Source organism: Bradyrhizobium sp. CCBAU 51745 (assembly GCF_028128715.1).
Lineage (GTDB): Bacteria > Pseudomonadota > Alphaproteobacteria > Rhizobiales > Xanthobacteraceae > Bradyrhizobium > Bradyrhizobium manausense.
In genome coordinates, this window is the sequence record NZ_LBJP01000082.1 from 1 (window position 1) to 12,534 (window position 12,534).

12 protein-coding genes and 1 pseudogene are annotated in these 12,534 nt (G+C 64.1%); 10 read left to right on the plus strand and 3 right to left on the minus strand.

What is annotated here, in order from left to right:
• From XH98_RS22775 to XH98_RS22800, 6 genes and pseudogenes are all read left to right on the plus strand, one after another.
• Nucleotides 1-215: pseudogene (locus XH98_RS22775) on the plus strand (MFS transporter); the annotation flags it as partial.
• Nucleotides 216-330: 115 nt separating this feature from the next.
• A complete protein-coding gene (locus tag XH98_RS22780) occupies nt 331-1,158 on the plus strand; it encodes a 3-keto-5-aminohexanoate cleavage protein (protein ID WP_271597651.1) in 828 nt (275 codons plus the stop codon).
• 135 nt (nt 1,159-1,293) lie between these two features.
• Nucleotides 1,294-2,499 carry an MFS transporter gene (locus tag XH98_RS22785; RefSeq protein WP_271620019.1) on the plus strand — a complete coding sequence of 402 codons (1,206 nt, stop codon included), beginning with the start codon at nt 1,294-1,296 and terminating at the stop codon, nt 2,497-2,499.
• A gap of 185 nt (nt 2,500-2,684) precedes the next feature.
• Nucleotides 2,685-3,914: a CaiB/BaiF CoA transferase family protein gene (locus XH98_RS22790; RefSeq protein WP_271620020.1), complete on the plus strand. Its 1,230-nt coding sequence runs from the start codon at nt 2,685-2,687 to the stop codon at nt 3,912-3,914.
• Between the two features lie 157 nt (nt 3,915-4,071).
• On the plus strand, nt 4,072-4,287 hold the full coding sequence (locus tag XH98_RS22795) for a hypothetical protein (RefSeq protein WP_271620021.1): 216 nt from the start codon (nt 4,072-4,074) through the stop codon (nt 4,285-4,287).
• A gap of 89 nt (nt 4,288-4,376) precedes the next feature.
• Nucleotides 4,377-4,769 carry a RidA family protein gene (locus XH98_RS22800; protein WP_271620022.1) on the plus strand — a complete coding sequence of 131 codons (393 nt, stop codon included), beginning with the start codon at nt 4,377-4,379 and terminating at the stop codon, nt 4,767-4,769.
• Between the two features lie 3 nt (nt 4,770-4,772).
• Here the strand turns inward: XH98_RS22800 and XH98_RS22805 are convergent, their stop codons facing one another.
• Nucleotides 4,773-5,435, minus strand: a complete 663-nt coding sequence (locus XH98_RS22805) for a TetR/AcrR family transcriptional regulator (protein ID WP_271620023.1) — start codon at nt 5,433-5,435, stop codon at nt 4,773-4,775.
• Between the two features lie 324 nt (nt 5,436-5,759).
• Between XH98_RS22805 and XH98_RS22810 the strand changes: the two genes are divergently transcribed.
• The 3 genes from XH98_RS22810 to XH98_RS22820 all read left to right on the plus strand — a co-directional run bounded on the left by XH98_RS22810 (nt 5,760) and on the right by XH98_RS22820 (nt 9,199).
• Nucleotides 5,760-6,995, plus strand: coding sequence for an acyl-CoA dehydrogenase family protein (locus XH98_RS22810; RefSeq protein WP_271597646.1), 1,236 nt, complete (start codon nt 5,760-5,762; stop codon nt 6,993-6,995).
• A gap of 136 nt (nt 6,996-7,131) precedes the next feature.
• Nucleotides 7,132-8,190, plus strand: coding sequence for a phosphotransferase family protein (locus XH98_RS22815; RefSeq protein WP_271620024.1), 1,059 nt, complete (start codon nt 7,132-7,134; stop codon nt 8,188-8,190).
• A 382-nt stretch (nt 8,191-8,572) separates the two neighbouring features.
• Nucleotides 8,573-9,199: a LysE family translocator gene (locus XH98_RS22820; protein WP_271620025.1), complete on the plus strand. Its 627-nt coding sequence runs from the start codon at nt 8,573-8,575 to the stop codon at nt 9,197-9,199.
• Nucleotides 9,200-9,315: 116 nt separating this feature from the next.
• Here XH98_RS22820 and argE read toward each other — a convergent pair whose 3' ends face one another.
• Complete coding sequence (argE, locus tag XH98_RS22825) at nt 9,316-10,503, minus strand: acetylornithine deacetylase (RefSeq protein WP_271620026.1); 1,188 nt, start codon at nt 10,501-10,503, stop codon at nt 9,316-9,318.
• Between the two features lie 388 nt (nt 10,504-10,891).
• A complete protein-coding gene (locus XH98_RS22830) occupies nt 10,892-11,677 on the minus strand; it encodes an SDR family NAD(P)-dependent oxidoreductase (RefSeq protein WP_271620027.1) in 786 nt (261 codons plus the stop codon).
• Nucleotides 11,678-11,810: 133 nt separating this feature from the next.
• On the opposite strand from XH98_RS22830, the gene XH98_RS22835 reads away from it, so the two are divergent.
• Entirely contained in the window at nt 11,811-12,509 is a 699-nt protein-coding gene (locus XH98_RS22835; RefSeq protein ID WP_271620028.1) for a histidine phosphatase family protein, read from the plus strand.
• Nucleotides 12,510-12,534 lie beyond the last annotated feature (25 nt).

The following is a 12,534-nucleotide window of genomic DNA, read 5'->3' on the forward strand; positions in this document are numbered from 1 at the left end:
TGGCGCCTCCCGGCTCCGCCAACATTCCCTTGACGGTGGGGGCGATCGCCTTCGGCATCACGGTCATCGCGGCGCTGGCAGCCGTCACTGCCCGGGAAACCTACCGGGTCCGCATCGACGATCTCGGTAATCCCAAAGCCGTTCCGATCGCGCGGGCCGACTATGATCGGCAGCGGACGGAGGCAGCGACCGGTGCTGCCGCAGCTCGGACCTGACCGAGAGAGGCCGCGCCGCTGCGATCGATGGCGCTCGCAGCGGCGCAGCTTCACGGTATAGACTGACGGTCGATCGACTTGGTATGCGCGTGAGCGCTCATGATGAGGTTGCAGGATGAATCCCGCTGTTGTTGCCGTCGCCATCACCGGCTCTGTTCCGCGCAAGAAGGATAATCCCGCGGTGCCGATCCTGCCCGCCGAGCAGATCGAATCGACGCACCAGGCCTTCGAGGCCGGTGCTACGCTTGCCCATATTCATGTTCGCAACGACGATGAGACGCCGTCTTCAGACCCGGAGCGCTTCGCCCTGGTGCAGGAAGGCATCCGGAAGCATTGCCCAGGGATGATCGTGCAGTTCTCGACCGGCGGGCGTGGCCGCGATCCCTCGGCACGCGGGTCATCGCTCTATCTGAAGCCGGACATGGCCTCGCTGTCGACGGGGTCGGTGAACTTTCCGACCATTGTCTACGAGAACAGCGCCGCGCTGGTCGAGACTCTCGCCGCCGGCATGAAGGCAAATGGCGTTCGTCCTGAAATCGAGATCTTCGATCTGTCGCATCTGCATGGCGCACGACGCCTGATCGAGGCGGGGCTGATGGATGCGCGTCCGCATGTGCAATTCGTCATGGGCGTCAAGAACGCGATGCCGGCCGACGAGCACGTGCTCGACATCCTGCTGGCCGAGCTGCGTCGCCTGATCCCGAAGGCAACCTGGACCGCGGCCGGCATTGGCCGCCATCAGGCCGAGGTCATGGACTGGGCCCTTTCGCGCGGCGCCGATGCGGTTCGCACCGGGCTCGAGGACAATATCAGGGTCGACAAGACGCGCCTTGCCGCCAGCAATGCGGAGCTCGTGAGCATCGCCTGCGAGGCCTTGGCGCGCCATGGCCGCCGAGCCGCAACCGCAACAGAGGCGCGATCCTTGCTCGGGATCGTGCGGTAGGGGACGACCGTCCCGCACCTGACATGCTCCTGGCTGCCTTCTGCCATTCGGCGGCCGGCGTTCCCGTGTGCTGAGTCTCCCGGTAAGAGGGGCTCACAGGCGTGATCGGCGCCTGCCGGGCAGGCGACGACTGGAATGCGGTTCTTGAAATCTGACAGCAGGCTCATCGGGGTCCTGCTGGTGCTCGCAATCACCCAGCTCATTGCATGGGGTACGATCGGCCTTCCGGCCGTGGTCGGCCGCGACCTCGCGGCCGATCTCGGCATGAGCTTGCCGGCGGTGTTCGCGGGCAGCTCGGTGCTCTATGTCACCATGGGCCTGTGTGCGCCCTGGCTCGCCAAGGCGTTTGCGCGCCACGGCGCGCGCAAGGTGATGATGGTGGGCACTGTCGTCTCCGCGCCGGGCTACGTCGTTCTGTTTTTCGCGCGCGAGCCGATCCTGTATTTTGCCGGCTGGATATTTCTCGGCATGGGCGGCAGCGCCACCTTGTCGACCGGCGCCTACATCATGCTGAACGAGATCGCGGGGCGGGGCGCCAAGAATGCCATCGGCGGGCTGATGCTGGTGACGGGTCTGTCCAGCAGCATCTTCTGGCCGACCACCTCGTTCCTCAGTGACCTGCTCGGCTGGCGCGGCACCTGTCTGGTCTTTGCAGTCATGCTGCTCGGCATCAATCTCCCTCTCTACGCGTTCGTCGCGCCGCGCCGCAAAATCGTGACTGACGAACATGCCGAGGCCGTGAAGGCGGTGCGGCGGCCTGCGATTCCAAGAAGCACTTTCGGCCTCGTCGCCTCCGTGATCACGATGAACGCCTTCGTCAATTTCGGCATCGGCGCCATCCTGATCGAGCTGTTGCGAGCGGAGGGCCTCGCGCCCGCCCAGGCGCTTGCATTCGGCTCGATGCTGGGCGTGATCCAGGTCAGCGCCCGCGGCCTCGACTTCCTCGGCGGCGGCCGCTGGGACGGCATCACCACCGGGCTGGTTGCCGGTACGGCGCTTCCCATCGCCATGGTGGTGCTGATGCTGAGCGAGGGCGCGACCTGGGCGGTCGCAACCTTCATCCTGCTCTATGGCGCCGGCAGCGGCGCGATGGGGGTGGCCCGGGCAACGATCCCGCTGGTCTTCTACGACCAGGCCGAGTTCGCCAAGGCGATGTCGATGATCGCATTGCCGCTCAATCTGGCCTCCGCGATCGCGCCGCCGCTGCTTGCCGGCCTGCTCACCCAGTTCGGCAGCCGCGGCGCGCTGGGCCTCACGCTGGTGATCTCCTGCGCGACGGTGCTGATCCTGGTCCTGCTCGGACGGCGTCGGCCGCGGCTGGCCGCAGCGGCCGCGACCTGAGGCGTTACTCGCAGCGCGGAATTCGTCGCAGCCGGATTGCGTCCGCTGCCAGGGCAGCAGATGGCCGTATGCCGCCAGTGCAGTGCTCAGGGCACCAAAATGGTGTATCCGCAGGGAGCGCGGTCACGGCCTCTCGCCGCTGCGCCAAGATCAGATTCAAGATCCAGTTCCCCGGAGGAAATCGCATGTCGGCCCTGCCGCTCTCAGGCATCAAGATCCTTGATCTCACGCGCGTCCTCGCCGGCCCCTTGTCGGCCCAGATGCTGGGCGATCTCGGCGCCGAGGTGATCAAGGTCGAGCGGCCCGGCACCGGCGACGACGCCCGCGCCTTTGGCCCGCCTTACCTCGCCGACCCCGAGGGCAAGGCCAACAACAACAATTCGTTCTATCTCTGCGCCAACCGCAACAAGAAGTCGGTCACCGTCAACATCGCCAAGCCCGAGGGGCAGGCGATCATCCGCGAACTCGCCAAGGACGCCGACGTCTTCATGGAGAATTACAAGGTCGGCGATCTCAAGCGCTACGGCCTCGACTACGAGACGATCAAGGCGATCAACCCCAGGATCATCTATTGCTCGGTGACCGGCTTCGGCCAGACCGGCCCTTACGCGCCGCGTGCCGGTTACGACGCCATTCTGCAGGCGATGGGCGGCCTGATGAGCGTCACCGGCCATATCGACGGCGAGCCCGGCGAGGGCCCGATGAAGGTCGGTCCATCCATCGTCGATTACATGACCGGCATGAACGCCTCGATCGGGATTCTCTCGGCGCTCTACCATCGCGACGCCAATGGCGGCGTCGGGCAGCATCTCGACGTCTGCCTGTTCGACACCGTGATCGCCTCGCTCAGCCACTGGCTGCAGATCTACCTCGTCAACGGCAAGATCCCGCCGCGCCGCGGCACCTGGGGCAATGGCGGCATGCCGGCCGGCGTATTCCGCTGCACCGACGGCGAGCTGATGGTGGTGGTCGGCAATGACGGCCAGTTCCAGCGCACCTGCGCCGTGCTCGGCGAGCCCGAGCTCGCGAGCGATCCGCGCTTCGTCAGGAACAACGACCGCGTCGTGCACGGCAAGGAGATCATGGCGATCTTCGCCGGCCTGTTCCTGAAAAAGCCGGTGGCCTATTGGCTGGACAAGCTCGAGGAGGCCGGCGTGCCGTCAGGCCCGATCAACAATTTCGAGCAGGTGTTTTCCGATCCGCACGTGCAGTCGCGCGGCATGCGGGTGAAGGTGGACCATCCCTTCCAGCCTGATCTGTCGCTGATCCGCAATGCACTGACCTTCGCCGGCACGCCGATCACCGACTACCGCGCTCCGCCGCTGCTCGGCGAGCACACAAAGGAGGTGCTCGGCGGCAAGCTCGGCTATGATGCCGGAAAGATCGACGAGCTGAAGAAGCAGGGGATCATCTAGCCCTGCGCATCATCTGGTGACCAAAGCATGACGATGGCGCGGCCTTATCTGAGGCTTGCGCGCAATCCCCAGATAAACCCGGTCCGTACTCGCACAGGCTTTCGTTTCGGCTCCGACTCAGTTTCGATCTCATCACTGAGTTCGGGGAGACAGGTGCATGTCCTACACGATCGGGTTCCAGGCAAAGAACCAGAAGGCAATTCTGGCGACCGAAGCGGCCACAGCCAACCAGGCGGTCGCGATCATTGCCGCACTGCGGCAAAGCGCCGAAGAGATCAAGTTCATCCGCTCGCCGCAGGAAGGCGACATGGGCATCGAGATGCTGCTGCTGCTCGCCAAGGAAGAGGCCGAGGAGATGCCGCAGCGGGGCTAGCCCCGCACCCACACTTCGATCAGAAGCGAAACATGCTGGCTGCAGAATAATGTAGTCAGCAAGCAGTCCGCTTGAATCGAAGGTGGCCCATGAAACGCGAAGTGCTCCGTGTCGAACCGATCTCGTCCTTTCTCGATCGTGTGAAGGCGCCGACCTCGCCGGTGACGCGCGCCGGCAACATGGTCTTCGTTGCCGGCCTGCCGCCGTTTCACCCGGAGACGGGCGAGATCGGCGGGATGGGAATCGAGCGCCAAAGCGAAATCGTCATGGAGCAGATGAAGCTGTGCCTTCAGACGGCCGGCGCCTCGCTCGACAATGTCATGAAGTGCAACGTCTACTGCACCTCGACCAGGCACTTCGCCACGTTCAACACGATCTATGCGCGCTATTTCCCTGAAGATCCGCCGGCTCGGATCTTCGTCGTAACGCCGGAATGGTTCGGTCCGTTCGACATCGAGATCGACTGCATCGCCATGATGTGAGGACTACCGCGCCGCGACCTTCGACGCCGCCTTGGTCTCCGTTCGTCCCGCCGTCAGCGCCATCGTCGCGACGCTGACGACGCGCCCGACCACGTCCTCGACGTCGTCGAGATCGCACTGGCCTTCCGACAGTTTCGTCAGGCGCTCGCTCTCGCGGATGGTGTGATGCGCCATCGCCAGCGCGAAATTCAGGCCCCAATAGATATCGACGTCGCTGCGGTCGGGCAGGGACCTGCGCATCGCACCCGCGAATTTGCGCAAATGGTCGATCTCGCGGTTCTTGATGCGACGGATCGGCGGCACTGACTCGATCGAGGCGCGGATCATGAAGCGCGCCGCGGTGGAGCGCTGGTTCTCGGGGCCCAGGCACCCGCGCAGCGTGGGACCGACCAGCGCGCGCAGGATCACCTCGATCGGCGCGCGGCCGCCGCCGGCTTCTTCTGCCGCCTTCAATTCGCGCAAGCGTTCGCGATTGGTTGCGATCGAGCGGGTGACAAATAATTCCGCGATCAGCTCGTCCTTCGAGCCGAAATGATAGTTCACCGCCGCGAGGTTGACGCCCGCCTCGGCGACGATGTCGCGCAGCGTGACGTCGCCAAAGCCGCGATCGGCATAGAGCCGTTCGGCGGCGGCGAGAATGGCAGACCTCGTATGATCGCTGGCCATGGTGAGAACCTCGTCATTCCGGGGCGCGACGCAGTCACGGACCCGGAATCTCGCGCCGCAGCTTCTGGATTCCGGGTTCGACGCTCCGCGTCGCCCCGGAATGACGAGCGGGGGCACGAAGCGAGGGGAGTTGCATTTCAAACACTTGTATGAAACTATCGTTTGAAGGCCGGAGAAAGTCAATCCGCATGATGGAATTGTGCCGCACCAGGGTGCCGCCGGTTCCACGCCCCGCAATCCGCTGATGGCGCTTGCGGGCCGCGCACCGCGGGAGGACAGTCCGGCGCAAAACAGGCTTTCAAAGCGAGAGACGAGGAGCGTCCCATGGACTTCGATATGTCGCCCAAGCAGAAGGAATGGCTCGAGCGCGTGCAGTCCTTCATGGCCAAGCACGTGCGTCCGGCGGTGCCGATCTACGATCAGCAGGACAAGAGCGGCGACCGCTGGAAGGTGATTCCGATCCTTGAAGACCTCAAGAAGAAGGCGAAGGCCGAAGGCCTCTGGAACATGTTCCTGCCGCCGAGCGAGCATGAGGACGACGAATTCCGCGGCGCGGGATTGACCAATCTCGAATACGCGCTGCTATCGGAAGAGATGGGCCGCATCACCTGGGCCTCGGAAGTGTTCAACTGCTCCGCGCCCGACACCGGCAACATGGAAGTCTTCATCCGCTACGGCTCCCGGGAGCAGAAGCGCAAATGGCTGCGTCCGCTGATGGACGGCGAGATCCGCTCGGCCTTCCTGATGACGGAACCGGCCGTGGCCTCGTCCGATGCCACCAACATCGAGACCCGCATCGAGAAGAACGGCGATCACTACGTCATCAACGGCCGCAAATGGTGGTCGTCAGGCGTCGGCGATCCCCGCTGCAAGATCGCGATCCTGATGGGCAAGACCGATTTCAGCGCCGCGAAGCATCAGCAGCAGTCGCAGATCCTGGTTCCGCTCGACACGCCAGGCATCAAGGTCGAGAAGATGCTGCCGGTGTTCGGCTTCGACGATGCGCCGCACGGTCACGCCCAGGTGCTGCTCGAGAACGTGCGGGTGCCGAAGGAGAACATCCTGCTCGGCGAGGGCCGCGGCTTCGAGATCGCGCAGGGCCGCCTCGGACCCGGCCGTATTCATCACTGCATGCGCACCATCGGCAAGGCCGAGGAAGCGCTGGAGAAGATGGTGAGGCGGCTCTCCTCGCGCACCGCCTTCGGCAAGAAGATCGTCGAGCACTCGGTGTGGGAGCAGCGCATCGGCGAGGCCCGCACCAACATCGAGATGACGCGTCTTCTGTGTCTGAAGGCTGCCGACATGATGGACAAGGTCGGCAACAAGACCGCGCAGGCGGAGATCGCCATGATCAAGGTCGCCGCGCCCAATATGGCGCTGAAGATCATCGACGAGGCGATCCAGGCGTTCGGCGGCGCCGGCGTCTCCGATGAGGCCGGCCTTGCCAAGGACTACGCCCACATCCGCACGCTGCGTCTCGCGGACGGTCCTGATGAGGTGCACAATCGCGCCATTGCAAGGTTGGAAGTTCGGAAGTATGCAAATTCTCCCAAGCACTAAGCGGGGGAGAACGCGGGATATTCCCAGCTCGTCATTCCGGGGCGATGCGTAGCATCGAACCCGGAATCTCGAGATTCCGGGTCTGGTCCTTCGGATCATCCCGGAATGACGACAATGAAAAGAGGGGAGCGTCACCGTGACTGACGGCGTCAGGAAAGACGAGGAGTTCTCGGGCACCAAGCCGGTCGAGGAGCGTCATCGCTTCGACGAGCTCAGGCTCGAGGCCTGGATGCGCGAGCATGTCGAAGGCTTTGAAGGCCCGCTGGTCGTCCTCCAGTTCAAGGGCGGTCAGTCCAATCCGACCTACCGGCTCAACACGCCCACGCGCTCCTACGTGATGCGCAGAAAACCGTTCGGCAAATTGCTGCCGTCGGCACACGCCGTCGACCGCGAATATCGCGTCATCGCAGCCCTTGGAAAGCAGGGCTTCCCGGTCGCGCGCGCCTATGCGCTGTGCCAGGACGACGGCGTCATCGGCGCTGCCTTCTACATCATGTCGATGGAGGAGGGGCGCGTGTTCTGGGATCCGACGCTGCCGAGCCAGGACAAAGATGCGCGCCGAAAGATCTTCACCAGCAAGATCGAGACGCTGGCGAAGCTCCATATGTACGATCCGGTCGCGATCGGCCTCGGCGACTTCGGCAAGCCCGGTAACTACTTTGCGCGCCAGATCGACCGCTGGACCAAGCAGTATCGCGCGTCCGAGACCCAGCACATTGCGGAGTTCGAGAAGGTCGCCGAATGGCTGCCCAAGACCGTGCCGGAGCAGGCGCGGGTCTCGATCGTCCATGGCGATTATCGTCTCGACAACATGATTTTCCACGCGACGGAACCGCGCGTGCAGGCCGTGCTCGACTGGGAACTGTCGACGCTCGGCGATCCCATGGCCGATTTCACCTATCTGTTGATGCAGTGGATCATGCCGGGCCTCGAGGGCGCCGACCTCAAGGCGCTCAACATCCCGAGCGTCGAGGAAGCCGCGCAGATCTATTGCAACGTTACCAGGATGACGGTGCCTGATCTGAACTGGTATTTCGCCTACAATCTGTTCCGCCTCGCCGGCATCACCCAAGGCATCGCCGGCCGCGTCCGCGACGGCACCGCTGCCAACGCCAAGGCGCTGGAGTCAGCCAGGCGCACCGTCCCGCTGTCGAAGGCATCGTGGGAATACGCGCAGAAGGCGGGCGCGGTGTAGGGACGAACGAGCGCGGCCGGTGGCCGCGCTTTTGTTTGGTGCGAATGCTGCTTCTACGTACACAGCGTCATTGCCCGCAAAAGCGGGCAATCCAGTACTCCGTGAAGGCGTGATTGAAGCGAGATGCCGCGGCGTACTGGATGCCCCGGTCAAGCCGGGGCATGACACCTGCGGTGGGGTAAGCTCGTTCCGCCGTCATTGCGAGCGCAGCGAAGCAATCCAGAATCTTTCCGCGGTTGCAGTCTGGATTGCTTCGCTGCGCTCGCAATGACGCTGAGGCAAATTGCGAGACGCCCTATCCGCACTGATGCGTAGGGCGGAATTGACACCCCGCCATCCCATCATATCTCCTCTTGTGCTGATCCGCTCCGGAGCCCGCCACATGATCGATCACGCCACTCTCATCACCTACGTCCTCATCGTTCTCGGCTTCGTCTTCATCCCGGGCCCGGCGACGCTGCTTACCATGGCGCGCGCCGCAAGCTCCGGCACAAAGGCCGGCATCGCGACCGGCGCCGGGATTGCCGCCGGTGACCTGATCCACACCAGCATGGCCATCGTCGGCCTCTCGGCGATCATCGCGACCTCGGCGCTGCTGTTTAGCATCGTCAAATATGCGGGCGCCGCGTTCCTGATCTATCTCGGCATTCGCGCCATGCTCGACAAGGCGCCGATCGAGCCGAACGGCGGCGCGCCTGCGATCGGCGCGGGCCGCGCCTTTCGCCAGGCCGTGCTGACCGAGGTGCTCAACCCCAAGACCGCGCTGTTCTTCCTCGCCTTCCTGCCGCAATTCGTGCGGCCGGAGCACGGTTCGATCGGACTTCAGCTTGCGATCCTGGGCATTGTCTTCGTGCTGCTCGGCCTGGTCAGCACCGTCGTATTCGCCCTCGGCGCCGGCCGGCTCGGCAATCTCCTGCGCCGCCACCCTGCCGTGGTGAAGTGGCAGGGCAAGGTGGTCGGGACCATCTACTGCGCCGTCGGCGTGCGGCTGGCGTTGCAGGAGCGATGAGGCGCAACGCTGACTCTGAGGCCGGACCCGGAGGGCGGATTAGCGCAGCGTGATCCGCCACGGTGCTGAGAGCGGAGAGAATGGCGGATTACGCTGCGCCAATCCGCCCTGCGTTTTCAATTCTTCGCGCAATGCGCGATCAGTCTCTCCACGAAGCTCGCGCACTTTTCCAGCTCCGCCATCTCCACGAACTCATCCGGCGTATGCGCCTGCGCAATCGAGCCCGGTCCGATCACCACCGAGGGGACATCGGCCATGCTGGCAAACAAGCTCGCCTCGGTGCCGAACGCGACCTTGGCGTGATCGTTTCGGCCGGCGAGACCCTTGGCCAGCGTGACGATGGCCGCATCCGCCCTGGTGTCGAGCGCGGGGTAGTCGAGGATCTCCTCGAAATCGATGCCGCAGTCCGAATGTCGCGCCTTCATCGCGGGCTCGAGCTCGGCTTTGGCCCAGGCGATGATCGCATCCGTCACCTCCTTGGATTCGGTGATGCCGATGCCGCGGCATTCGAAATCGACTGTGCAGGTATCAGGCACGATGTTCAGCGCCGCACCGCCATGCACGATGCTGGTCAGCAGCGTCGAATGCGGCACGTCGTAGAGGCTGTTGCGCTCGGCTTCGCCGGCGAGCTTCACCGCGCGGCGTCGGATCTCGGTGATCAGCTCGGCGGCATATTCGATGGCGTTGACGCCGTCGGGCGCGATCGAGGAGTGGCGGGCGAGGCCGTGGAACGTCGCGCGCACGCCGTGCTTGCCCTTGTGGCCGATGATGACCTTCATCTCGGTCGGCTCGCCGATGAAGGCGCCGAGCGGCCTCACTTTCTTCTTCGCGACCTCGGCAAGCATCGGCCGCACCCCGACGCACCCGATCTCCTCGTCATAGGAGATCGCAAGATTGATCGGCGTCGTCAGCTTCGCCTCCAGCATCTCCGGCACCATGGCGAGGCACACCGCGACAAAGCCCTTCATGTCGGTGGTGCCGCGGCCGAAAAGCTTGCCGTCGCGCTCGACCAGCTTGAACGGGTCGTGGCTCCAGTCCTGGCCGACGACGGGTACGACGTCGGTGTGCCCTGACAGCACGAGACCGGGCTTATCCTCCGGTCCGATCGTGACCCAGAGCGAGGCCTTCGTCCCTGTTTCGTCGGTGATGCGCTCGCCTTTGACGCCGAGGAAGGCGAGGTAGCTTTCGATATGTGCGATCAGGGGCAGGTTGGTGCGGTCGCTGATCGTGTCGAAGGCGACAAGCTCGGCAAGCATGTTGCGGATACGGTCGGGGCGTGAGTTCGGGAAGATCGGATTGGGCATTGTCAATTCTTGTCGGAGGAAGACGGAGGCAAAGGTGCCTGCATGAACCATACCAACGTGATGCTGGGGCGCGCAAATCAACACAGGGGCCGTAGCCCGGATGGAGCGCAGCGCAACCCGGGGCCTCCGCGGGTCTTGGCGAGAATCCCGGATTACGCTGCGCTCCATCCGGGCTACGAGATCTTGAGTTGCTTGACGAGCAAAACACGCAAGGCGGTGGGCGTGGGTCATACCGGCGCGAAGGGTTTTTGCAGGGCGGGCAACCGTGAGTTTGGCGACGAGTGGTTGTTCGGCGTTTCGATCTTCGGCGCTCGATAGATTCCGCGGTATGGGTCCCGGCTTTCGCCGGGACGACACCGACGATGTAGTGGCGCCGACGCCGGAGCCGCTAAACCGGCTTGCCCGTATACGGCATCGACGCCGTGAGACCACCATCCACCGGGAAGGCCTGGCCGTTGACATAGGACGCTTCATCGCTCGCCAGGAACAATCCCATCGCCGCGAGCTCGTGCGGCTGGCCCGCACGCTTCAGCGGATTGAGCTGGCCGATTTTGTCATGGGTGCCGCGCTCCTTGGCGCGGTCGAAGATCGGCTTGGTCATGCCGGTTTCGATCAGGCCGGGGCAGACCGCATTGATGCGTACGCCGGTGCCGGAGAGCGAATAGGCCGTGGTCTGCACCAGCGAGATGACGCCGGCCTTGCTCGCGGCATAGGGATGTCCGCTGGCACCGGCCTTGAGGCCCGCAACCGACGCCGTGAGCACGATCGCGCCGGATTGCTGCCTCACCATATGCGGCATCGCATGCTTCACCGCGAGGAACGGCCCGATCAGATTGACGCGCAGCACCTCCTGCCAATGCTCGACGGTCTGCTCGCCGAGCGGAACGAGCCCGCCGGAGACGCCGGCATTGGCCCAGATCACGTCGAGCCGTCCATGCGTCGTCACCGCCTTGTCGATGACATCAATGACATCCTTCTCGGAGCCTGCGTCGGCGATCATGGCTTCCGCAACGCCGCCGGCCTTCTTCACCTCGTCGACGGTCTCTTTCACCGCCTCGGTGCGATCGACCGCGATCAGCTTGGCGCCCTCTCTGGTGAACAGCAGCGAAGCCGCGCGGCCGATGCCGCTGCCGGCGCCGGTGATGATGACGGATTTGCCTTGCAGGCGGCCCATGCGTTTCTCCCTTTGCTTCGCACGCGACGCTTGCCGCGCGACGGAATTTCAAACAAGATTTCAAACAGTAAAGTGTCTTGAGACACGTCCGCACCTCACGTACAGCGACATGAGACAGGATGGAAGGGTTTCGATGGCAGCCGAAGACAAGCCTGATGTGGTCATCACGCGATGGTGGTGGGTCCGGCATGCGCCGGTGCGCAACGACGGCGGCAACATCTACGGGCAGAGCGACATCGCCTGCGATACCAGCGACACCTACGTCTTCAATGCCGTTGCCAAGGTGCTGCCACGCCAGGCGGTGTGGTATTCGAGCAATCTGATGCGCACGCATCAGACCGCGGAAGCGATCTGGGCGGCGGGCTATCCAAAGCCTGAATCGATGACATGGGAGGCGGACCTCGCCGAGCAGAATCTCGGCCGCTGGCAGGGCATGAACCGCGCCGCCTTCATTGCGAGCCGTCCCGTCGGCTCGAACTGGTTTGCCGACATCAACGAGCCCGCACCCGGCGGCGAGAGCTTTATGGATCTCTATATCAGGACGCGCCGGACCATCGATCGGATCAACAATGACGCGGCTGGGCGGGACGTGATCGCGGTCGCGCATGGCGGCACCATCAAGGCGGCGATCGGCCTTGCGCTCGACGGGCAGGTCGAGCGGGCGCTGTCCTTCGACATCGACAACGTCTCGATCACGCGGCTCGATTATTTCGCCAGCCCCGAGCGCTCGGTCTGGCGGCTGCCGATGGTGAACCAGCAGCCCTGGATCGCCGACGATGCCCATGCCGAGATGCATCAGCCGTCAGGGCCGGAAGTCAAGAAGCTCGCGTGAGCTCGCAGTCATTCCGGGGCGGCTC